The organism is Metallosphaera yellowstonensis MK1, from assembly GCF_000243315.1.
Taxonomy (GTDB): Archaea; Thermoproteota; Thermoprotei_A; order Sulfolobales; family Sulfolobaceae; genus Metallosphaera; species Metallosphaera yellowstonensis.
Window position 1 is genome coordinate 63,386 of the sequence record NZ_JH597755.1, and the last position, 21,053, is coordinate 84,438.

The window sequence follows — 21,053 nt, forward strand, 5'->3', positions numbered from 1 at the left end:
AAATCTTTTTCTTCCTATACCTTCACTTCCAGAACTCTCCTGCGTACACCCTTTTCCATCAACCAATCCAATCCGTCATTAATGCTCTCAGTCTCTAGGGTTTCAAACCCGTAGGCTTCAGCAACCCTCAGTGGAGAAACCTTAGGCGAGAAAAACGGGGCGGAGTAGTCTGCCCTGGATCTCAAGGACTCGTATCCCTCATTATTTAATATCAATACTCTCAGGTCTATATCATAATTTGTAGCCGTCCAGAGGGCCTGAGGAGCGAAGTGAAAACTGCCATCCCCCACGAGAGTCACAGCATTACCTCCAGCCATGACGTAACCTATGGACGCGGGAATGGCCCATCCCAGGAAGCCAGACCTGTTGGAAAAGTACAATCTCCTTCTCCGACCGAGGATCATCTTGACCGGTTCCTTATGGGAAGGAGTCTCCTCAAACACGGCGTAACCGTTGAGCCTAGAGGACAAGGCCTTCATTATTTCACCCACTCTCCCCTCCTTCACCTTGAGATCCAACACGTTTGAACCTTCTCTCTCCGTCACCTTAGGGAGGATCTCCTTGAGGAAGCTCTTGGGATCACAAAGTATGGATCTCCAGGCTCTCTTGGTTGCCTCCTCCGAATCAGACGTTATCTGTATCACATTTCTGGTCCTGAGCTCTTCGTCCATGTAAAGGACATTGTGGAGCATTCCTCCAACCAGTAGTACAACATCATATTCGCTTAACGCTGAGTTTATCCCGCTGGCGTTTCTGGGTAAGATTTTGACGAATTCGGCACTGGGAGACCTAGAGAAATGAGGTTCGGCAAATACGGGGGCCTTTAACTTACTAGACAACTCCTTCAGCTCCTCGTGGGCATCTGTTATGTCTACCTCATATCCAGCCACTATGGCGATCCTCCGTGCTCTATTGAGCTCCTCGGCCAGAAGAGAGATGATGCTTGGATCGCATTGACGCTGGTAGTTCACTTGAGCGATCATGGGGTGAATCTCCTCCACTTGGGTGTCTATCTCCTCATCAACTATGTCATATGGTATTCCCACTATTACTGGACCTGGAGGGGAAGATACAGCCGTCTTCACTCCCCTAAGTATAGCCTTTGGGACTTCTTCCCCGTATCTAACGTCTATCACCCCCTTCGCATATGGGATCTCCCTCAAATCGGTGGAGAGTATGGGCTCATCGATCAGTTTCCTCGAGTTTTGTTGTCCCACTAGAATGAGTAAAGGTATTCTGTCTAACCTGGCCGAGTACACGTATCCCAGTGAGTTGGTTAGTCCAGGCGCCGCGTGTGTGTTAGTTACTCCTACCCTTCCAGTGTAAAGATGGTAACCGCTAGCCATCCCTAGTGCGTGACCGTCGTGAAGGGAGAGAACGTAATTCATGTGTCCTGGAAGATATTTGAGCAAGGACAGTTCTGTAGTTCCCGGATTGCCGAATATTGTTCTCGTGAAGTTAGATAGCTCCTTGAACACAACCTCGGCTACTTTCATGCCTCTCGATTAAACTTTATCTGTGGGGATATAAACTTTTCTATATATGAACAAATTTTACAACAAAAATCTATATCTTACTAAATAAGATATAAACACAATTATATTCCTTAGATCTTTCTCCTAAGGATGAGGGACTTAGCCAGTTGAATGGAGAGAGATGGATCAACTCCCTTGGGACAGACCACTGAACAGGAGCCTGCAACCCTACATGACCATACTCCGTTGGGAGTGTCCAGAAGTAGTACTCGAAGCTTATCCGAGTCCCTCGAGTCAGCAGTGTACCTATAAGCTACGTTTATTGCAGCAGGGCCCAGGAAGTTGGGGTTTGAGGACACCACAGGACAGGCAGAGTAGCACAGGCCACACTGGATGCAGTAATTGAACTGAAGGTATCTCTTGACCTCCTCGTCAGTTTGTCTGTAGGGAGATTTGGGACTCTCTTGTTCCTCCTCATCTTTAGCCACGAGGAAAGGCCTGACCTTTCTATACTTGGAGAAGAACGATGAGAGGTCTGGGACGAGTCCCCTGATAGTTCCCACGTTCTTCAAAGGCTCGATCCTTATGGGTTCGTCTAAGTCCTTCATCTTGGTGAGACAGGCTAACCTTGGCCTTCCGTTAATTATCATCCCACAGGATCCGCAGAGCGCCATCCTACAAGAATATCTAAGCACTAGAGAGGGATCCTGTTCTTCCCTTATCTTAAGGAGTAGCTCGAGGACCGTAGTGTATGGGTCCAGCTCCTCCCTCATCACTTCGTACTGCTTCTCTCTCTTCTCCTTTCCTTCCAATACCTTGACGACTAACTTCCCCACGTTTATCACCACACAGTGAGTATCCCCAAGACGAGGATAATCAGAAATACCACCCCTAGAATTCCCAGCGCAGCTTTCACGGTCAGATTTGACTTTCCGCTGTCCAAGAGGGTCCTTCTAATTCCGAGGCTGGAGTGAGTTAGAATGAACGCGAGCAAGAGGATCAGTGTAACGGAATAGGCAGGATCCTTCAGTGATAACGCCACTTGGCTGAACGACGTGTTAACAGTGAAGCCCCCCACAGACAGTTTGACAAGGTGTATTATCACGAGCAATAGTATTGCTAATCCAGAGAGGTAGGTCAGCTCCCTCAGGGTCGACTCCCTCATAGGAGTATCACCCCCGCTACTATGGTAAGGAATATCCCCAAGATCCCCATGAAGAGCACGTAACCCCTATGTCTTCTGTTCTTGAGCCAAACTTGATATGGGTACTCCTGTTCCTTAGGTTCGGTGAGGAGGTAACCAAACTCGATCAACATTATTCTGACCCCATTGAGTCCATGGAAGATCAGGGCAACCACGACGAGGAGAAGGACCACCCTACCTAGAAATGTGGAGTCCAACGATAGGAGAGAATTCCAAGCTCTTTCTCCGTAGGTTACTTGATGTACGAAGAGAACGTGAAGGACGATGAAGGCAGTTAGCCCCCAGCCCGTTATCCTATGGAGGGCGAAGAGTAGCCTCTCTATGTTCCACCCTCTCACCTTAAACCATTCTGATGTTCCCATTCAGTACACCCTAGCCGTGGGCTTCCACTTGGTTATGGTCACTGGGTGGTAATCTATTACAGGTCCTTCCAGTGAGAACTTAGCTAGGGTGTGTTTGAGGAAGTTCTGGTCGTCCCTAGCCGGGAAGTCTACACGAAAGTGTGCGCCCCTCGACTCCCTCCTCTCCAAAGCCGACGTGGCTATGACCTCCGCCATCTCAATTAAGTTCATGACCTCGTGGGCATGGATCCACTCTAGGTTGTACTCGAACGCCCTATCCCTAACGTAAAGGTCACTTAGCGACGTCTTGAGTCCCCTAATGGACTTTAAGGCTGAGGTAAGTCCTTCTTCACTCCGGAACACTCCGACCCCAACTTCCATAATGTTCTGCAATGAGTTCCTTATCTCATAGGGGGTGTGGGATCCCTTCTCCCTCCTGATGAGAGAGAAGGACCTCTCTACCTCTTTCTCGACCACCTCGTTCAGTCTATCCGTAGTGGGCTCCGTTTCGGACTCCAGGTAGGTGAAGGCGCTTCTTCCAGCCCACTTACCCATGACTAAACATGCGGGAAGGGAATTGGAGCCTAACCTGTTGGCTCCATGCAGACTCACGTTAGCGACCTCTCCTGCCGCGAAGACCCCCTTGAGTGGGGTAGAGAGATCTGTTCCTAAAACATGGATCCCACCCATGGAGTAGTGGGCTGCTGGCAACACAGGAATCGGTTCGTCGAGAGGATCCTTTCCCAAGAACTGAATCGAATTCTCCCTGAAGGTCTTGTAAATTGTCTTTAACCTCTCCTCCCCTACTGGTCTAGTATCAAGAAGTACCGCCTTCATTCCTCTAGGTCCTTCTAGTCCCTTACCTTCCTTTATCTCAGTCAAAATTGCCCTAGTTACGATGTCCCTAGCTGCCAATTCCATCTTATTCGGGGCGTACTTCCTCATGAACCTCTCCCCTTCATTGTTTAGTAAGATCGCGCCGTGACCTCTCAATGCCTCTGTAGCGGGTATTCCATAGGGCACCAGGGTGGTGGGCAACCACTGAATGAATTCCATATCCTTGAGGGGTATCCCAGCCCTGTATGCCATGGCGAGACCGTCTCCAGTGACCGTGTGCGAGTAAGTTACGTACTTGTATATCCTCCCTATTCCCCCAGTGGCGATTATCAGAGCCTTCGCCTTAAACAGGTAGAAGGAACCCGTAGCCCTATCTATGGCCAGAAGACCCCTAAACTTTCCTTCCGTTGAAATTATTGCCGTGGCGAAGTACTCGTGGTAGAACTTTACGTTATTGCCCTTCAGTGCCCTATCGTAGAGAGTCTTCATCAAGAAGAACCCAGTCCTATCGTAAGCGAAGAACGTCCTAGGAACTTCGTGAGCTCCAAATGCCCTAGCCAGTAGGTTTCCCTCCTTGTCTCTGGCCCACGGCATTCCCCAGTGCTCAAGTTGTAGTATTTCGCTCGGTGCGTCACGGACGAACGACTCTACAGCGTCTTGGTCAGCTAGGAAATCAGATCCCTTCACAGTGTCGTAAGCGTGTTGCTCAAAGGAGTCGCCTCTCTGCATCACGGCTGCCGCTCCTCCCTCTGGGGCCACAGAGTGAGATCTCATCACCTGTACCTTGGAGAGTACTGAAACTTCGTACTTACCACGGGCCAACTTGTCGAACTCTATGGCTGCCCTAAGTCCTGCCAGCCCGCTCCCAAGTACCACCAAGTCTGTCTTTATTACCTCCGGCTCCATCTCAAATCTCCTGGAGTAGATTCTTGAGGTTGTCAGAGACTTGCCTCTTCGTGTTCAGGAGTAAATTGTTCCCTAACGTGTCTATTGCCACAAAGGCAGGTCCCAGAGCGTTGACTTTGACTTTAAAGAGAGCCTCCCCGTACAAATCCTCCCACCATACTCTCTCCACCCTCTCTATGGCTGAGGTGACCAGGGCCGCAGCGCCCCCCACAAACAGGAAGTAGAGCGCTTTACGATTCCTGAACTCCGGTGTCACGATTTCGCTCAGCTCTCCCTTCCCGATCAATCCCCTCACACCGAGGGAGAGAAGGGATGGGATATATTTCTCCATCCTCTGTGAAGTAGTGACCCCCACTGAGAGTATACTGTACCTTTCACCTTCCTTAATGAAACTTGGAGCCCCGAACAAGATCACTTGTCCGGTGAGATCCTCAGGTGGTTTGACTTTCTCCTCGAAGATCCTACGGAGTGTCGCGTCCCTCATTATGTATATGTATCCTGTGAGGTAAACGGTATCGCCTAGCTTGAGTCCCTCAATGGATCCCTCATCCAGTGGAGTTTTCAACTCTTTCAATCCTATCCCCCCAGATATTTTATGCTGAGGTCCTCACCTATTATGGCCTCAGCTCTCTCTCCTCTCCAGCACTGTATGTTCACGGCCACAGGGAGGCTACTTATGTGTGTTTCTGCTATCTCTACGTTTACTCCCAGGGCTGTAATCTTTCCACCTACACCCATTGGGCCTACACCCAACTTGTTTATTAGAAGGAATAGTTCATCTTCCATTTTCCTTCCAATTTCGTCCTCGCTTCTGGAACCGAGAGGTCTCAACGCTCCCTTCTTGGCCAGGTAAGTTACCTGTTCGAAGTCTCCCCCTATTCCCACCCCTACTATGTAGGGAGGACAACCCTTTCCTCCAGCGTTGGCCACAGTCTCTAATACGAACCTCTTGACACCCTTCAATCCGTCCGCCGGTCTCAGCATGGCCAACGCACTCATGTTCTCAGATCCTGACCCCTTGGGTAACGCCACGATTTTCATGACCCCTTTCAGTCCCTCATTCAGCTCGACGTGTACTATGGGTGAACTCCTCCCAGTGTTATCTCCAGTGTTCACTCTAGTAATGGGATGAACCATGTTGGGTCTCAAGTGGTTCTTAACTGTGGCATCCCTAACCCCCTCCTTTATGGCCCTTATCAGTTTAGGCAGTGAGATCTCTACGTCCCCCAGCTCAACCAGGTAAACAGGCGTCCCAGTATCTTGGCACACTAGGAGGCTGCGCTTTCTCGCCACTTCGATATTCTTTATTATGGTATCCATCACCTCCTTACCTAGCGGGCTATCCTCGGTATCGTAGGATAGCCTTATCTTTTCAACAACGTCCTTAGGGATCACGGTGAGGGCCCTATAGTAGAGGGCCTCTGAGACCTCTCTCACTTTCTCGTAAAATTCAGAAGTAAACCCCATCAGACTAAAGTGGGATGCAAGATATATATACTTTTCTGTATACGATATTAAATACTGAAATAAAAAGGGAAATAGCTTACTTATTCTTACCGAAGGTCTCCGATACCTCCTCTAGGGATTTTCCCTCCACGGAGCCCCTCTTCCCTATCACGGCTAAAACTACCAGTAGACCTACCAGTGAGAGAAGCCCTAAGAAAGTGTAGAGGGCGACAACCCCGCCTATACCAATTAGGATAGGCTCAAGGAAGCCAGTAGACGCCAAAGAGAGTCTGAACGCAGCTATATTGACCCCAGAGGCTATCCCTCTCATGTTGATGGGGAACAGCTCCGCCCCCCAGTTGATTATTATGGTTTGTGTGAAGACACTGGAGCCGTTGGAGATGAATATGATGGGTAGGAGGGCCCCAACGTTGTGGGTGAAAAGAACGATGGCTAGCGTAGATATTACTAAAACTGTTCCCCCCGCGATCAGGCTCTTGAGCCTCCCTATCCTGTCCGTTATGAGGGCCAAGATTAGGGTAAACACAATCTCAGCCATCCACACCTCAGGTACTTGGAATAGCACGGATGTCAGTTTAGATAGGCCGAGACTTTGGGTTATGTATGGAAAGAAGTAGGTAGCCAGGCCAGCGGGCATCGCAGTGGCATAGATCCCTATAAAACATGGAATTAGCAGCAGCAAATATATGGGAAGGTTCCTTTTAAAATCACGTACTTCGGCTGCCGCAGTTATGCCCTCATTTACACTCGTCCCTGTAACCCTCTGGACTGCCTCTAGGGCCTTATCCGTCTTTCCCTTGTAAAAAAGCCATCTCGCAGATTCTGGTACACTGTATCGAAGGACGGCGCCAATCAGTATTGGGATCAATCCCGTAACAAAAATTATTTTCCACACCTCTGGGGAGATGTTGGTAGAGGCTAGGAAGAAGTAACTAACCAACGTGCCCGTTACAAGCCCAGTCTGTGCCATTACCCAGAATAGCGCCAGTACTCTTCCTCTAATAGCCTTGGGAGCAAACTCCGATAAGAACGGAAGGGCTGCACCGTAATCCCCACCTATTGCGAAACCAGTCAGGATTCTGAAAACCTGGAACTCAGTGAAGTTGGTGCTGAAGATGGATAGTGTGGCGAAAAGTAGCATACAGATCAAGTCTATGAAGAATATTCTCGCTCTTCCGAATAGGTCAACGAGTGGACCCCAAGTTAGCGCACCAATTAGTATTCCAATATTCAGGAAGAAGACGAAGTGTCCGTAAAGGACAGTACTGGCCTTGAAGAACTTTAAGTAGCTTAAGCTGGAAGGGGTCAGTATGCCCGCTGTGTTGTAATAGTCCGCGAAGGCACCTATCCCTGCCACAAGAAGTATGAGATATATCTTCTTGTTCAGCCTCGCATCGTCTATCAGCTCGAACGGATTCCGTCGTCCCTTTCTCAGGTCATCCTTGTCCGTGGGATGACCCCTTAACATTGTATACCACTCATCATTTAATAATGTATACAATCATACTTAAATAGTTTACTAGAAAATTGTCAGTATTGGTAGACCACGGTGAACGGTCATCCCTCAGTCTTGATCCAGCCTCGTCCATGGCCACTCCGTCCCTCCCACAAATTCCAGGCAAGCTGTACAAACTTATTCGGATTAAGTTGGTTCTGAGGATCTATCAACCTCTTTATGTCGCTCATTATTCTCAATACTTCTAAACCGTTGTGGCTGTTGATCTGATAGGCCAACAACTCGGCCTTCATGAAACCTATCCCGTGTTCCCCAGACACGGAACCTCCCAAATCCACGGCTAATCTCCCTATCCTATCGTACAGTACCTGCAGTCGCTCATCGTCCCTGCTTTCTACCAATATGTTCGGATGCAGATTTCCATCCCCAAGGTGGGCTAGAAGGGCTATTCTCACCCCGTACTCGTTCTCCAGTTTCTTGATCTCACGGTACGCCACGTCGAGATATCCAAGGGGAACCACCACATCCTCTGATACTCTATCCCTCCATTCCGCCTTGAGCGCCACTCCAGATAAGGCTCGAATTGACAGTATTTCTTCCTCATCTACTCTTTCAAACCTTAAGTTAAGCGAATCCAGAACGTCCGTCACTCTTCTCTCATAGACAGGCGGAGTTGAGATTATCAGGACCCCACCACTGGAGGAGTTAAGGTTAGTGTTGAAGTGTTTATTGATGGCCCTCACAACGGTTTCATCCATGTATTCGGCAACGTCCAGGATTGTACCCTGTCTCCTGAGCCGTTTAATTACCTCTACTCCTTCCTCAAATCGTTCAAGGTAAATCAATACCGTGAATGGTTTCTCTGGAGGTAAAGGGGTTATCCTTAACCAAGCCTCAGTTATAATACCCAGTGTCCCCTCACTGCCTACGAACAGATGAAGTAGATCGTAGCCTGCCCTGTTCTTAACGAATGGTTCCCCAACGGTCACCAACTCACCGTTAGGTAAGACCACCTCTAAGCGTAGAACCCACTCCTTAAACGTTCCGTATCTCACGCTTCTCATCCCCCCTGAGGCATTACTGATTACTCCCCCGACAGTGCACAAGAATGAGCTGGCAGGTTCAGGGGGAATGAAAAAACCCCTTTTCCTTAGCTCGCCGTTTAGCTCTCCCAGTATCACTCCAGGTTGAACCCTAACATACCATTCTACATCGTTTATCTCTAGGATCCTGTTCATATACTTCATGTCTAGAAGTATACAGCCTTCACAGGATAGATGTCCTGCAAGGCTCGTCCCACTCCCCCATACGACTACGGGGACTTTATATTTTTTCGCAACCGTTACGATCTTGATTACATCACTCTTATCTTTCGGATAGAAAACTAGGATAGGGTTTATTGGCAAGTTCAGGAAATCTGTCCTAGATTCCCTAGAGTGTTGGATTTCATCAAGTTCAGTGACAATTCTTTCCGTTAAGCTATCAGGATTCACATGAAGAACTTAGTTGAGGGACTAATAAACCCTTATTATGTGAAACAAACAATAAGAACCCTAGATACGAAATTGTATACAACATAGTATAGAGCCCACCTATTGTACTTGTAGCATCGTGCTCCCAGTTGGTATTTAGCGAGTCAGCGAGGATCAAGTAGAAAGAAATCTCTTATCAAGTAAGATACAGCAGTTATGGGACTTTCCCTTAAATATCGCCCTGTAATCAAGGCAAAATCTAATAACTGGTGTAAGATAAATACTTTGTAATCTAAAAGAGACTATAATACAAACCATTGGACTTATCGCTAATAGTTCACAGCAATTAGAGAAACTAGAAACACTTTCAAGACATCACATCAATCTCTGTTACAAGTATCACCTCAGGTCGATATTAGTCAATTCTTATTAAGTACTAAGTAAATATCAGATTAACTAAGAAAATTCGATAGACTCACTGGTATTAGGAAATTCTATATTAAATTCAAATACTAAGGAGATAATGGGAGTTGAAATTAAAAAACTTAGGTTTTAGGAGTATCGGAGATCATACCCAAAGACACGTCGAAGGCCTCCAGATCCACACTTCCACCCGCAAACACTGGATCCCATTTTACCAGAAGCACTACTATCAATGAGATCAATGGTGCTATGGAGAGATAAAGGAGAGCATTATAGAGACCCACGTAGGACTTAAGCAGTGGGAGTAAGTAGAAACCCAATATGCTTCCGACTCTCAGCATTCCTTGGGTGAAACCGGTGCCAACTCCCCTAATGTTAGGAGGGAAAGAGAGTGTTGCCATGGTCATCCCCTGAGAGCCTGGGCCTGAAGAGTGAAAGAAAATGAAAAGCCCCAAAAGCACGGCAGTCACAGCTATTGGCAGATATTTTCCTAATAATCCTAGGGCCACGAGGAGTATGAAACAGGGTATTAAACCGATTATCGTGAGTCTTCTTACACCGATCTTGTGAGTGAAGAGTGCCTGCCACGTCCCTCCCGCTATTCCTGCGACGTTAACCAGAGCTGTCCCTAAGACGGCTAGAAGAGTGTTCCCAGAGAATATTGCACTGAGAATGACGGGCAAATAGAAACCCACTGCGAAGTACTGGAGACTCTCTTCAACTGATATGGTAGTAGAGAGTAGGGTCCTCTTTCTATACCCCTTTTTGAATAGTTTCCTAAAATCTCCGAAACTAGTCACATTTTCAAGTGTTTGCTTAACCTTTATGTCGTCATATCCGTTAGTCCTCAGGAATTCCTCGATATCCTTTGGCGAACCTCTGGCGAATATCCATAATGGGCTCTCTTTCATATACTTATATCTTAGTGTGATAATTATGACTGCTGGAATGGCCCCCAAACCAATGACCCACCTCCATATATTCAGTCCAAAGTAACTATAATCCAAATACATCAGGAATGCTACGGTATAGATTATCACTGTAGCTATATACCACATGGCCTGCCAAAGGTTAACGTTTCTTCCCTTGGACTTGAGCGAGGAATATTCGGCTATCAGCGATAGTGCAGCAGGGAAATCTATTCCAACTCCTACTCCTATTAGAAAACGGAAGAAGAGCAGCATTGGAAAGTTTACGGAAAGAGCCGCACCTATAGCCCCTATCACGAATAAGATGAGATCTATAAGGAACATTTCATATCTACCAATCCTATCTATTAGCCTCCCACCGTATAGCGCTCCCACCAGGGCACCGAAGGCCATGGCAGCAGTCATGGTGCCTACTAAGAAAGCAGTTAGATGAAATACCTGAGTTAGTTGTAATACACCTATTCCAATACTTCCGAAGTCGTAAGCGTCTATGAACGTTCCACCTAAAGCCAGAAGGATCGTTCCTATACCTAGTTTGACCTTTATATCCCCCCTATTTATAAGTTCGAATAATTCTCTTCTACTGTTAATAATTTTTGTCAATCTTTCTTCACCTCAATCCATTTTTCGTATAGCTTGTATATCGCATTGGCGTCCAGTTCTCCCAATCCTTCTCTTTCAGCAATAGTGTATACATGTAATATGACAGAAGCTATGGGCGTAGGAACCCTCTGTTCCTCCGCATACTCTACAGCTAGATGGATATCTTTCCTAGTGAAACTCAGGGAGAACCTAGGGGAGAAATCTCCGTTCAAAACCCAAGGGAGTCTCAATTCAGCCTGATATGACCATCCTCCCGTGTCCTTGAGGGCCTTGTAGAACACGTTTGGGTCTATTCCATTGGCCTTAGCCACACTGAAGGCCTCTAACAGTAGAGCCAGGTTTCCCAGTCCTATAACGTTGCTCAGTAACTTGAACAGGACAGCATTCCTTATCTCTCCCATGTAGTGTATGCTTTTCCCTAAATTCTCCAAGAACTGTTTGAGTTCCTCGAAAATCTCTTTCTTTCCTCCAACGAAGAGCGGTGATTCACCGACCTCAGCTTGGGCTGGCCCCTTTCCTAAGGTAACCACAAGCATTTTGCATCCCCTTCTTTCACATTCCTTCTCAATATCCTCCTCTGTTCTCACGTCTATTGTGCTTGTATCAATTACGTAGGAACCTCTTCTGATACCTTCCATTATTCCCATATCTCCTAGGTAGACCGATCTTACCGTCTTGCCATCAGGTAAGCTAGTGATCACTACTTCGGTGCTCTCAGCGACCTCCTTCGGGTTGTTTGAGGGGATGGCTCCTTTCTCTTGCACCCTCTTAACGGCCTCGTTTCTGACATCATAGACATGAATCGTGAACCCCCTTTTGAGGAGATTCGTGGCGATCCCTCCACCCATCTTTCCAAGTCCTATTACTCCCACTACGGGTTTCCGTCCTTCCCTCAAAACGTGATCCTGAGTTAGAGAGGACATATTCTGTCATTTTAAATACTAGATAAAGTTCTTATTTAATTTTGCGGTAGTTCTGAGGTATACGATATTAAATTGTAGTAAATATACATCATAAAATTATTGATTAGTACACAGTATCATTAATTATAGTGAAAATAGTCTGCCGGCTCCGCTTAGTTAAACTATTAATCGATGAAGGTCGCGCGGGAAGTCCTATTTCCTCCAAAACGCTTAAGCTACAGAGAGCGCAAATCCGTTCCGTTTATATTCTAAATATAAAATGAGAATAAGTTTATAAGTATAGATACAAGACTGTATACATGCAAGCTATAATAGGGGAGAGGGAGGTATCCTCTCAGAAGCTCATTGAGGTAAGGAACCCCGCGAGTGGGGAAGTAGTGGATACTGTTCCCTCACTAGATCGGGATCAGGTCAGAGAAGCCATCGATGTGGCCTATAACTCACAGGAGAAACTACTTGCCATGGCGGTAGCCAAGAGGAGTAAGGCCTTGCTTCAGATAGCTTCGCTCATAAGGGAGAGCCTCAACGATCTCGCTGTGCTCATGACGAGAGAGACCGGAAGGCCGATCAAGAGCTCTAGGGGAGAGATCGAAAGGACTGCCCAGATCTTTGAGCTGGCAGCCGCTGAGGTCAGGAGGGTGATGGAGGGAAAGTACGTACCCTTGGATGCCTATGAGTTCCCACCTGGGAATGAGAGGAGGTTCGCCCTAGTGAGGAGGGAACCGCTGGGTGTGGTCGCGGCCATAACCCCTTTCAATTTCCCTGCTGCTAGTTTCGCACACAAGGTGGCCCCAGCACTAGCGGTGGGGAATACGGTGGTGTTCAAGCCGTCTTCTTTGACGCCTCTCACGCAGATGAGATTAGCAACTCTAGTCCTGAGGGTTTTTCCAAGGGGTGTCCTCAACGTGATAACCGGAGACTCGACCATGATAGGCGACGAGTTCGTGAACAACGAGAAGGTCAGCTTGATAACTTTCACAGGCTCTGCCTCTGTAGGTCTAGAGTTGGCCAGTAGAGCTGTTAAGCAGGGGAAGAGGGTGATTATGGAGTTGGGGGGAAGTGACGCCATGATAGTCCTCGAAGACGCTGATCTGAAGAGAGCCGTTAAGTCGGCAGTCATTGGAAGGTTCGACTTTGCTGGTCAGTTCTGTAATGCCACCAAGAGGGTAATTGTTAGAAGGGAGGTTGAGGATCAGTTCCTGAAGATGTTGAAGGAGGAACTCAAGAAGTTGAAGGCTGGAGATCCCTTGGACGAGTCCGTGGATGTCGCCCCACTAATTTCTGAGCAGGCTAGGGACAGGATGAGGGAATTTTTGGAAGATGCGGTAAAGGGAGGAGGTGAGATAGTGTTCCAGATTGACGTCCCTAAGCATGGAAACTATTTCCCACCAACCGTGTTCAAGGCCCCGCCTAAACTGAAGCTCAGGGCATTGTGGGAGGAAACGTTCGGTCCCATCCTACCCGTAATACCTGTGGACAGCGACGATGAGGCTATCAAGGTGGCTAACTCCACTGAGTACGGGTTAGACGCATCGGTCTTCACTTCCAACTTCTCGAGAGCCTATGAGATCGCCACAAAGTTGAAAGTAGGCACAGTAGTCATAAACGATACTACTAGGTTGAGGTGGGACAACTTACCCTTCGGTGGAGTGAAGAAGAGTGGTATAGGAAGGGAGAGCATAGTGGACACCATGACAGAGATGACTGAGACTAAGTTGTTAGTGTACTCCATTTAACGAGATGGGCTGATTTTGCGTTGAAAATATTTTTATGTTTGTTCATTATAATTTTTATATAAAACATGAGCTCTCACACCGTGTAAGCTCTGCTCAAAGGTAAGTGATCCAAAGATGTGAACTTCGTGCTGTTGAGCTCCAAGGATTCCCAGGATCCGCGTACCGCAATTTGTAGGTGGTTGAGGGCTTAAGTCCTCACACTCGATTACGATTGAACACAAAGTGAGTAGAATGAAAGTGTAGGGAGAGACTTAACTCTTTCACGTGACTACTCGTTATTTTCAATTTTATAAATATCGTTTTGACGTCGGTCATGTTCATGTAGTATTACCCAAGAATTCTCTCTTAATGATCTCCCAACTGATGACGGGCACTGCTCACGAGGATGGGAGAAGTTGGATGGGTATTGAAGTTTCCCTCGACTAGCCCCAAGGACTTAAGGGTGACCGTGTATGATCCCTTAGGAGGGGTGCCAGTGGCGGAATTAGAAGTGGTTAAAGAAGGTAAGTTACGCCACGGGTAAACACGGTTTCCTGGAATCCATAATAAAGATTGATAATTTCTAACTACTGATTTTTAACAAGATATTATGTGAGTCGACTAATATTGGTGTATTGAAGATATAGAGAATGAAAGACCCTTTTTATCGTCTTTGGTTCAGTGAAGGCCACGTCTAACCTAGGCATAGGGAGTGGACAAAGGATATTAGGACGAGGATTGATGTGAAATAATGACCCATGTGAAAGCGCGGCTCCATTATCAGGACCTGACTCAGAAGAATTTTCAGATAAAATAAGTTAAGGTTGTGTCGAATGTTTCAAAATTTCCTCTCTCTGATCGTGATACAAATTTCAAACATAAGAGAATTAAAAAAAGTAGAGTACTAAAATTATTTCCACAATTGCTCCAGAGATTTACCTTTCGTCTCTGGGAGCATCACTATAGTTGCAATGAGAGCCACTACAGCGGCAGCCATCATCACATAAAGTGACTCGTGGAAGCTCATCAGTGGAAATACTACTGTTGAGAAAGTAGCAGCTATGATCCTTGAAACTCCCTGTTTCCAACCCTCCATAGTTCCTCTAATCCTGGTAGGGGCCAGCTCTGCAGAGAGGTCAAGGTGTAGTCCTCCTTGGAAGTTCAGGAAGAGGGCAAGGAGCGAGTATATCACAAGGAGAGTGAGCTTGCCTATTGTGCTAGGTACAAATATCAAAGCCAGAAACGCCAAGATACTACCTATCCATCCCACGTTGGCCAGAGGCTTCCTTCCGAACCTATCTATGGTGAATGCTATGATCAATATTGCTATTATATTCTCTATCCAGAACAAAGCGGAGGCGGTCTCCACAGGTAAACTGAGGGATGTGGCAAAGAGCGAGCTCAAGACTCCCGCTGCGACGAAAGCTATCTGATAACCTGTATAGTATATAGCTATAAACGCGGCGTTCTTGGAAAACTTAGTCAACAATTCCTTATAATAGGTGTTCCTGTTCGTCTCTGGTTTCGTCGTCTTTATTAAGGTCTTTTCCTCGTCTGTCAGCGGTCTCTCGATTATGTTTTCAACTACTGTTATGGCCTCATCGGTTCTGTTCCTCTCAAGAAGCCACCTGGGAGACTCTGGACTACCCAACCTCGCCACTGCTATGATTACTGCTGGAATTATTGCCGAGGCTACCATGTAACGCCACGCATTGAGACCCCCGACACCAAGTAACCAATAACCGATCAGTATTGCCGCGAGCGCCCCCAGAGGATAGAAGAGGATATCGTAGGCCATGAACTTCCCCCTGGACTTCACGGGAACGAACTCCGCCAGGTATGAGCTGGCAATGGGATAGTCTAGGCCCACCCCTATTCCCACCAGAAGTCTCAACAGGAAGAGCATGTATCCGTTAATTGATATGGCTGACAGCCCAGCTATAATGACGAAGAAGACCAGATCTATGACAAACATGGTTTTCCTTCCTATCTTGTCAACGAGGTATCCTGATATTAGTGCGCCGATTCCGGTTCCTATCACCACAGCTACACCTATGGCGGTGACTAGTAGGGCGGTCAAGTGGAACACCGCCTTCAACTGGTTAAGTCCAGGAGTTAGGACAACCGTGTTATAGGCGTCTACAAAAACCCCTCCTCCCACCAACAGCAACATCTTATAGTGGAACCATTTCTCTTTGGAGAGATCTAAATTACTGAATAGTCTCTCCTTAACCTTATCCCAAGTAAGGGACTTATCTGCCATTTGAATCTCATTCTACTTTGTTATAATGTGGTATATAATTTTTTGTTATATAGTACAGTTAATGAGGTATACGAAATTGAGTGAAAATTTAAATACATCATCATAAAAGTGGGAAGGTATCAGATTGATCTCTAGAGTTAAATAACAGTATTTAAGGGTCATGTTGTTTTCCCTGGAAGATAGTTGGCAATCAAAATGGAGAAGATCTTTGGGGTTTTGTTAAACCAGAGAACTTTGTACAATTGTAAGCAGCTGTTCTCTAAGATACCTCAGTTAGACGGGATTTATGGAGTACACTTTAGCCCATCATCAGCTCGTGTAGATTAACGGACGATAACTTACCCTCAGGACTAGAGAAATCTGTGACTCTCCACCATCTATAGGAAAAGGTTATGGGGAATAGAGTATACAAGACCCTTATCAAGAATGGGAAGTCACGTGAGGGTTTGGATAAGTTCATGTTGAGGTGGGAAAGGTCGTGGATGGGTGGGCTATGTAGAAAGGTAATTTTAATTTAAGGTAAAATCTAGAGTCACGCTCAGTAGAGATAAAATATATACCTCTCTGGGGAATGCAACGTCTAGGTAGCACATGAAGGTAAGTGCAGAAGAGTTGAGAGGCCTCATCGTGGACATATTGCTTCAAAGGGGATTAGAGGAACCTCAGATTGTCGCTGAACATTTTGTGGAGGCTGAACTGAGGGGCCATTCGTCGCATGGAGTTCAAAGGGTCGTTCCGTTGGTGAAGGGATTAGAGCTGGGAACCATCAGGAGGAAACTAGAATTCAAGGTAGTCAAGGAGACACCCTCCTCATTGCTCATTGATGCAATGCACAGCGTGGGCATAACCCTTTGGGCGTCTTTAATTCAGAGGAGTTTTCAGGAGCCGATTTCAATAATAGCAGTTAGAAATGCCTCTCACATAGGGTTTCTGGGATACTACACAGAGCGGTTGGCAAGAAAGGGATATGTGACTCTAATGATAGGAAACGCTGAACCCTCAGTGGTCTTCCCTGGAAAAAGGTTAAGGGTACTCTCTACCACACCCATCTCCATATCTATTCCCCATGAACCACCTTTCGTATTGGACATGGCCTTATCAGCTACCTCAAGGGGAAAGATAATAGAATCCCTCAGGAGAGGCGAGCCTATACAGCCTGGCCTAGCTGTGGACGAGGAAGGGAATCCGACGACCGATCCAGGAAAAGCCCTTAGAGGTGGACTCCTACCAATGGGAGGCACTAAGGGGTTTTTCCTAATGCTAGGCATAGAGCTCCTAGTCTCATTCATAACGGGCTCTGCAGTCGGTCCTGAGGTAAAGGGAGTACTTAACACAGAAAATCCTCCCAATAAAGGGGAAGTATTAATCGTCATAAACCCTCAGTTCCTTGAGAGCAATATTGGGGCCCTGAGTTCAATGAGGGGGATCTTGGACGCACCACTGCCAGGGGAGCATTCACTATTAACCAGAGAGAAGAGACTCCGTGAAGGGATAGATATAGACGAGACTCTGTGGAAGACCCTCATGGACTTGAGGAACAAAAACCCCTATTTCTCAGGAGGGTGATCATTTGAACTGTATACATTATGGTATATACACAAAGTATATTAATAGCATAGACAATTCTAACTTATGCCGAGAGGTCTTATTCACTCAGAGTCAGATGACGTCTGTGTGGTAACTACAGACGTCCAAAAAGGGGAGGAAGTGTTATGTGCCTATCTAGAGAAACCTGCTTCCCACGTAATGCTGAAGAGCCTAGACGATATTCCCCTAGGGCATAAAATAGCCTTGAGGGACATAAAGGCTGGGGAGAAGGTACTGAAGTACGGTAGGGTCATAGGAATTGCTACCAAAGACGTGATGAAAGGCCAGCACGTACATGTCCACAACCTAAGGTCATTGAGGTGGGGAAGGAGATGATGACAATAAAGGGTTACGTAAGAGAGAATGGGTCTGTGGGGGTAAGGAACCACGTTCTGGTCTTGCCCATAGACGATCTATCAAACTCAGCAGCTGTGGGAGTTGCAAAGCTGGTTAGGGGAACAACCGCGATACCCCACCCATACGGTAGACTACAATTCGGAAGGGATTTGGACCTTCTGTTTCACATTCTCTCGGGTACGGGAGCAAACCCGAACGTAGCCGGGGTAGTAGTAATAGGCATAGAGGACAATTGGGCCAATAAGGTTGCCGACGGCATAGCTAGGACAGGAAAGCCTGTAGAGGTCTTCCCCATAGAGGGTTATGGAGACCTCAAGACAATAGAGAGGGCGTCCAGGAAGGCCAAGGAGATGGTTCAAGAGGCAAGTGAGAAGCAGAGAACCGAAGTTGATATATCTTCCATAGTCATGAGCGTGAAGTGTGGGGAATCTGATACCACGTCTGGTCTGGCCTCAAACCCCTCTGTTGGTGTAGTGGTGGATAAGATGGTGGACTTGGGAGCTGTGGCGATGTTCGGTGAGACCTCAGAGCTAACAGGGGCGGAGGACATAGTTGCGGAGAAGATGGTCACCCCGGAGCTTAGGGAGAAGTTCCTAAAGATATACAAGGAGTACGTTGACGTTATAGAGCGTGAAGGGGTGGACCTACTTGGGTCTCAGCCCACTCAGGGTAACATCAAGGGAGGTCTCTCAACCATTGAGGAGAAGGCTCTTGGAAACATCCAGAAGCTTGGACACAGGAAGGTTAACTGCGTCTTAGATTACCTAGATCCCCTCAGGAGGGAGAAGGGAGGTACCCTATGTTTCGTAAATACCTCCTCCGCTGCTGCAGAGGCAGTAACCCTGTTCGCCGCAAAGGGTTCAGTGGTACACCTGTTCACTACTGGGCAAGGAAACATAGTGGGCCATCCCATCATCCCGGTCATTAAGATAACTGGGAATCCTAAGACCGCAAAGTTCATGAGTGAGCACATTGACGTAGACGTCTCAGATCTCTTGGACTTGAAGATCTCCTTGGAGGAAGCTGGGGAAAGGGTATTCAATTACATGTTGAGGGTACTGAATGGCAGGCTCACGGCGGCTGAGGTACTCCAACACGACGAGTTCTCGCCCATAAAGCTGTACATAAGTGCCTGATATCTCAGGGTGAGGACTCTGTGAAGGTAGAGGTTTTCAAGCTTTCCATACCTTTTTTGATCTATCCGGAATCCGAGTGGACAGATTCCTGGGCAGTTCACCTCTATGTTAAGGTTTCCAAGGGTGACGTAGTTGGGTGGGGAGAGACCCTGGTGGCGGGAAGTGGGATAATAGGGGCGTACTCCTCTGTGATAGAGGAGCTGATCTCCCCCGTCATCTCCAAGTTTAACTTAGAGTCTCCCTGGGATGTTGAGAATATATTAGAGAAACTCATGTTCACTGCAGGAACTTGTGGGGTAGTGACCGGTGCCATAAGTTCTGTTGAGATGGCCCTCTGGGACTTGAGGGCAAAGGAACTTGGGACATCCGTGGCAAATCTTTTGGGAGGCAAGATCAGGGACCAAATCCCGGTCTACGCCAGTTTGCCAAGGTACTCCAGAGTTCAGGACGTAATTGAGGCCACCAAGAAGGCGTTGGAGAAAGGATTCAGTGTGGTCAAACTTCATCAACCACCAGGTAACGTATTGGAGGCAGTGAAGGAGATAAGGGAGAGGATTGGAAACGAGGTTAAGCTAGCCTTGGACCTCAACGCTCCCTTCGACCTCAAGGAGGCCAGGGTCTTCGTTGAAAAGGTCAATAGGTACGAGATAGAGTGGGTGGAGGAGCCTATATGGCCTCCCAACGACTACTATTCCCTTGAGAAACTCTGTCGGATTTCCCCTGTGCCCGTAGCTGCTGGGGAAAACGAATACACACTCCACGGCTTCAGGAACCTTCTGGAAGCCGGAGTATCGTATCTCCAACCAGATGTGGCCAAGATAGGAGGAGTAAGCAAAATGATGAAGGTGATCGATCTAGCTTCATCGTATAACGTGAGGGTTGCACCTCACGATAGACCAGACTCCTCCCCCTTGGCCTCCGTACATACTCTCCATATAGCTTCTGCCAGGCCTGAGGTACAGGTAGTTGAGTATACGCTGGGAGAATATCCAGCAGATCTCTTCCATGACGCACCCTTGGTCAGGGGTGGGAAGGCAACAGTTCCTGACGGGAAGGGAATAGGTATGACGATCAAGGAGGAAATGATTAAGAATTACCCTCTAACCCCATCACTCAGAATATTAAAATTTAGCGATTTGGAAGGAAAATTCAAAGAAAACGGATAATTTAATAAAACTGAATCCCATATTGTATCCATGGCAAGCAATCTTAGCAAGATGGCATATGACGAGATCTTAAAGAAGATAGTGGCCGGAGAGTACAGACAGGGTCAGTTACTAACCGAGGACAAGTTGTGCAAAGAACTCAACATGAGTAGGACTCCCGTCAGGGAGGCTCTAAGGGTTTTGGAGTCTGAGGGCGTAATAAAGAAAGTGAATAGGTCATACACCGTTATTTATGTCACGGCCAAGGAGGTCGAGTTCCTATATGAGGTCAGGATTCCACTTGAGATAACGGCCAGCGGATTAGCCGCGGAGAGAGCCACTGAGCAGGACATCCAAGAGATGGAGAGGGTACTGAGAGACGTTGAGGGAGAGACGTTTAAGGAGAACCCAGATCCTGCCAAATTAGCAGAGCTCAACGGATATTTCCACGACATCCTAGCTAGGGCGAGCGGAAACCCCTTCCTTCAATCCTACCTCAGGGAGGTGAGGCTCAAGTTGAGGATAGTGAGGGTCACTTTGTTCACCAGCTTTGATAGAAGGCTGGACGAGCTGAGGGAGCATAAGGAGATATTCAACGCGGTGAAAGCTAGGGACTCAAGTAGGGCCAGGGAAGTCATGTCTGAACATGAGAGGAACGTGTTGGAGTACCTAAGGAACAGAGTCTTCCCGATTCTCCTCCAGAGATCTTGATTTCTTTTCCTCCCTAGTGTTATGGGTTGAGATTCTGGATCCTCGAGATTGCGTGTAATCATTAATGTCAGCTGGTGTGCTGAACTGAGAACCGTGTATACAA

General features: G+C 47.2%; 18 protein-coding genes and 1 pseudogene. 7 read left to right on the forward strand and 12 right to left on the reverse strand.

Annotated features, from left to right (window positions below):
• Positions 1-14 precede the first annotated feature (14 nt).
• From METMK1DRAFT_RS00390 to METMK1DRAFT_RS00440, 11 genes are all read right to left on the reverse strand, one after another.
• Positions 15-1,496, reverse strand: coding sequence for a thiamine pyrophosphate-binding protein (locus METMK1DRAFT_RS00390; protein WP_009069434.1), 1,482 nt, complete (start codon positions 1,494-1,496; stop codon positions 15-17).
• A 110-nt stretch (positions 1,497-1,606) separates the two neighbouring features.
• Positions 1,607-2,311, reverse strand: a complete 705-nt coding sequence (locus METMK1DRAFT_RS00395; protein WP_009069436.1) for a succinate dehydrogenase/fumarate reductase iron-sulfur subunit — start codon at positions 2,309-2,311, stop codon at positions 1,607-1,609.
• Between the two features lie 5 nt (positions 2,312-2,316).
• Complete coding sequence (locus METMK1DRAFT_RS00400; RefSeq protein WP_009069439.1) at positions 2,317-2,640, reverse strand: succinate dehydrogenase/fumarate reductase transmembrane subunit; 324 nt, start codon at positions 2,638-2,640, stop codon at positions 2,317-2,319.
• Positions 2,637-3,041 (reverse strand): succinate dehydrogenase, cytochrome b556 subunit, encoded by a 405-nt coding sequence (sdhC, locus tag METMK1DRAFT_RS00405; RefSeq protein ID WP_009069441.1) that lies wholly within the window; start codon positions 3,039-3,041, stop codon positions 2,637-2,639. The genes METMK1DRAFT_RS00400 and sdhC overlap by 4 nt, the downstream gene beginning before the upstream one ends.
• On the reverse strand, positions 3,042-4,763 hold the full coding sequence (locus METMK1DRAFT_RS00410; RefSeq protein ID WP_009069443.1) for an FAD-binding protein: 1,722 nt from the start codon (positions 4,761-4,763) through the stop codon (positions 3,042-3,044).
• 1 nt (position 4,764) lies between these two features.
• Entirely contained in the window at positions 4,765-5,337 is a 573-nt protein-coding gene (locus METMK1DRAFT_RS00415) for a FumA C-terminus/TtdB family hydratase beta subunit (RefSeq protein ID WP_009069445.1), read from the reverse strand.
• Positions 5,338-5,339: 2 nt separating this feature from the next.
• A complete protein-coding gene (locus tag METMK1DRAFT_RS00420) occupies positions 5,340-6,230 on the reverse strand; it encodes a fumarate hydratase (protein ID WP_009069447.1) in 891 nt (296 codons plus the stop codon).
• Positions 6,231-6,306: 76 nt separating this feature from the next.
• Positions 6,307-7,698: an MFS transporter gene (locus tag METMK1DRAFT_RS00425; RefSeq protein WP_009069449.1), complete on the reverse strand. Its 1,392-nt coding sequence runs from the start codon at positions 7,696-7,698 to the stop codon at positions 6,307-6,309.
• Between the two features lie 89 nt (positions 7,699-7,787).
• The gene (locus METMK1DRAFT_RS00430; protein WP_009069451.1) at positions 7,788-9,179 is read right to left on the reverse strand and encodes an FAD-binding oxidoreductase; all 1,392 of its coding nucleotides are present in this window, start codon (positions 9,177-9,179) and stop codon (positions 7,788-7,790) included.
• Positions 9,180-9,703: 524 nt separating this feature from the next.
• Positions 9,704-11,113: an MFS transporter gene (locus tag METMK1DRAFT_RS00435; protein ID WP_009069453.1), complete on the reverse strand. Its 1,410-nt coding sequence runs from the start codon at positions 11,111-11,113 to the stop codon at positions 9,704-9,706.
• The gene (locus tag METMK1DRAFT_RS00440) at positions 11,110-12,036 is read right to left on the reverse strand and encodes an NAD(P)-dependent oxidoreductase (RefSeq protein ID WP_009069455.1); all 927 of its coding nucleotides are present in this window, start codon (positions 12,034-12,036) and stop codon (positions 11,110-11,112) included. Before METMK1DRAFT_RS00440 ends, METMK1DRAFT_RS00435 begins: the two co-directional genes overlap by 4 nt.
• Before the next feature lie 299 nt (positions 12,037-12,335).
• Here METMK1DRAFT_RS00440 and METMK1DRAFT_RS00445 point away from each other — a divergent pair, with 299 nt between their 5' ends.
• Together METMK1DRAFT_RS00445 and METMK1DRAFT_RS16960 are read left to right on the forward strand one after the other, a co-directional pair.
• Positions 12,336-13,772, forward strand: coding sequence for an aldehyde dehydrogenase family protein (locus METMK1DRAFT_RS00445; protein ID WP_009069457.1), 1,437 nt, complete (start codon positions 12,336-12,338; stop codon positions 13,770-13,772).
• Positions 13,773-14,098: 326 nt separating this feature from the next.
• Positions 14,099-14,295 (forward strand): annotated as a pseudogene (locus tag METMK1DRAFT_RS16960) (hypothetical protein).
• A 366-nt stretch (positions 14,296-14,661) separates the two neighbouring features.
• Here the strand turns inward: METMK1DRAFT_RS16960 and METMK1DRAFT_RS00450 are convergent.
• Positions 14,662-16,014, reverse strand: coding sequence for an MFS transporter (locus METMK1DRAFT_RS00450; RefSeq protein WP_009069461.1), 1,353 nt, complete (start codon positions 16,012-16,014; stop codon positions 14,662-14,664).
• A gap of 591 nt (positions 16,015-16,605) precedes the next feature.
• On the opposite strand from METMK1DRAFT_RS00450, the gene METMK1DRAFT_RS00455 reads away from it, so the two are divergent.
• From METMK1DRAFT_RS00455 to METMK1DRAFT_RS00475, 5 genes are all read left to right on the forward strand, one after another.
• Complete coding sequence (locus METMK1DRAFT_RS00455) at positions 16,606-17,580, forward strand: Ldh family oxidoreductase (protein WP_009069463.1); 975 nt, start codon at positions 16,606-16,608, stop codon at positions 17,578-17,580.
• Between the two features lie 66 nt (positions 17,581-17,646).
• Positions 17,647-17,937 carry a UxaA family hydrolase gene (locus METMK1DRAFT_RS00460; protein ID WP_009069464.1) on the forward strand — a complete coding sequence of 97 codons (291 nt, stop codon included), beginning with the start codon at positions 17,647-17,649 and terminating at the stop codon, positions 17,935-17,937.
• Complete coding sequence (locus tag METMK1DRAFT_RS00465) at positions 17,934-19,094, forward strand: UxaA family hydrolase (RefSeq protein WP_009069466.1); 1,161 nt, start codon at positions 17,934-17,936, stop codon at positions 19,092-19,094. Before METMK1DRAFT_RS00460 ends, METMK1DRAFT_RS00465 begins: the two co-directional genes overlap by 4 nt.
• A gap of 20 nt (positions 19,095-19,114) precedes the next feature.
• Positions 19,115-20,260 (forward strand): mandelate racemase/muconate lactonizing enzyme family protein, encoded by a 1,146-nt coding sequence (locus METMK1DRAFT_RS00470; protein WP_009069467.1) that lies wholly within the window; start codon positions 19,115-19,117, stop codon positions 20,258-20,260.
• 30 nt (positions 20,261-20,290) lie between these two features.
• A complete protein-coding gene (locus METMK1DRAFT_RS00475; RefSeq protein ID WP_009069469.1) occupies positions 20,291-20,950 on the forward strand; it encodes a GntR family transcriptional regulator in 660 nt (219 codons plus the stop codon).
• Positions 20,951-21,053: the final 103 nt, after the last annotated feature.

What these genes read in the sequence shown, in the direction of transcription:
- METMK1DRAFT_RS00390 (WP_009069434.1), bottom strand. Translation starts at nt 1,496, where the DNA reads ATGAAAGTAGCCGAGGTTGTGTTCAAGGAGCTATCTAACTTCACGAGA.
- METMK1DRAFT_RS00440 (WP_009069455.1), bottom strand. Translation starts at nt 12,036, where the DNA reads ATGTCCTCTCTAACTCAGGATCACGTTTTGAGGGAAGGACGGAAACCC.
- METMK1DRAFT_RS00455 (WP_009069463.1), top strand. Translation starts at nt 16,606, where the DNA reads ATGAAGGTAAGTGCAGAAGAGTTGAGAGGCCTCATCGTGGACATATTG.
- METMK1DRAFT_RS00410 (WP_009069443.1), bottom strand. Translation starts at nt 4,763, where the DNA reads ATGGAGCCGGAGGTAATAAAGACAGACTTGGTGGTACTTGGGAGCGGG.
- METMK1DRAFT_RS00450 (WP_009069461.1), bottom strand. Translation starts at nt 16,014, where the DNA reads ATGGCAGATAAGTCCCTTACTTGGGATAAGGTTAAGGAGAGACTATTC.
- METMK1DRAFT_RS00475 (WP_009069469.1), top strand. Translation starts at nt 20,291, where the DNA reads ATGGCAAGCAATCTTAGCAAGATGGCATATGACGAGATCTTAAAGAAG.
- METMK1DRAFT_RS00465 (WP_009069466.1), top strand. Translation starts at nt 17,934, where the DNA reads ATGATGACAATAAAGGGTTACGTAAGAGAGAATGGGTCTGTGGGGGTA.
- METMK1DRAFT_RS00400 (WP_009069439.1), bottom strand. Translation starts at nt 2,640, where the DNA reads ATGAGGGAGTCGACCCTGAGGGAGCTGACCTACCTCTCTGGATTAGCA.
- METMK1DRAFT_RS00445 (WP_009069457.1), top strand. Translation starts at nt 12,336, where the DNA reads ATGCAAGCTATAATAGGGGAGAGGGAGGTATCCTCTCAGAAGCTCATT.
- METMK1DRAFT_RS00420 (WP_009069447.1), bottom strand. Translation starts at nt 6,230, where the DNA reads ATGGGGTTTACTTCTGAATTTTACGAGAAAGTGAGAGAGGTCTCAGAG.
- METMK1DRAFT_RS00460 (WP_009069464.1), top strand. Translation starts at nt 17,647, where the DNA reads ATGCCGAGAGGTCTTATTCACTCAGAGTCAGATGACGTCTGTGTGGTA.
- sdhC (WP_009069441.1), bottom strand. Translation starts at nt 3,041, where the DNA reads ATGGGAACATCAGAATGGTTTAAGGTGAGAGGGTGGAACATAGAGAGG.
- METMK1DRAFT_RS00425 (WP_009069449.1), bottom strand. Translation starts at nt 7,698, where the DNA reads ATGTTAAGGGGTCATCCCACGGACAAGGATGACCTGAGAAAGGGACGA.